The following is a 750-nucleotide window of genomic DNA, read 5'->3' as shown; positions in this document are numbered from 1 at the left end:
TTTATTTGAAGGCCTTGGACGAACCGCATCTGGCCGTTTATCAGCTGTGATCTGACCATCGCGATACCAGCGTCGATAAGTGCGCAAAGTGATACCAACTTCATTACAGGCTATATGCAGTCTGGCTCCTGACTGATTCGCTTCCTGTATCAACGACACGTATTCTGTGCGCTGCGGGACCGAGGTTAATCGTCCTCGTGGTCGTTCTCCCAAAGCGCATTTAACTTTTTTCGTAGCACCAAGATTGCGGCCGTTTCAGCCAGTGCCTTTTCTTTTTGCCGTAGTTCACGTTTTAACTGTTTAATTTCTCTATGATCAGCCTGCCTTTGTCGTTTCGCTTCAAGCTCTTGCTCGCGAGAGCTCATAAATCCTCTGAGCGAATCGGCTTTCCACTCTTTTACTTGTTCGACATATAAGCCTTTTGCACGACAATATTCGCTCAGTTCAGCTTCATTTAAACTCGCAGTTTCGATCACTGTGGCAAGTTTTGCTTCTGCTGACCAATGATCTGGGGTTGGCTTATTTCCGGGCACAGGACGACCTTGTTGTTTGGCTTTATACCGCCAATTATACAAGGTTTGCAGTCCAATACCTTCACTTCGTGCTACTTCAGCAACCGTCATATTCAATGGCGGCAATAACTTACTCAAGATCGCTTGTTTACGTTCTTCACTATAACTTGGCACGAAAAAGCCTTAGCGCCCCAACTGGTTAAATTTTAAGTAGTGACAACTATCCTGCCAGAGGGGG

Annotated in this window: 1 pseudogene; it reads right to left on the bottom strand. The window is 46.1% G+C overall.

Annotation, left to right across the window (positions count from 1 at the left end):
- A pseudogene (locus tag DN062_RS18405) lies at positions 1-686 on the bottom strand (transposase); the annotation flags it as partial.
- Positions 687-750 lie beyond the last annotated feature (64 nt).

Source organism: Nitrincola tibetensis (genome assembly GCF_003284585.1).
Lineage (GTDB): Bacteria > Pseudomonadota > Gammaproteobacteria > Pseudomonadales > Balneatricaceae > Nitrincola > Nitrincola tibetensis.
The sequence above is the reverse complement of the archived record's forward strand: the minus strand, read 5'-3'. Positions and strand labels throughout refer to the sequence as shown.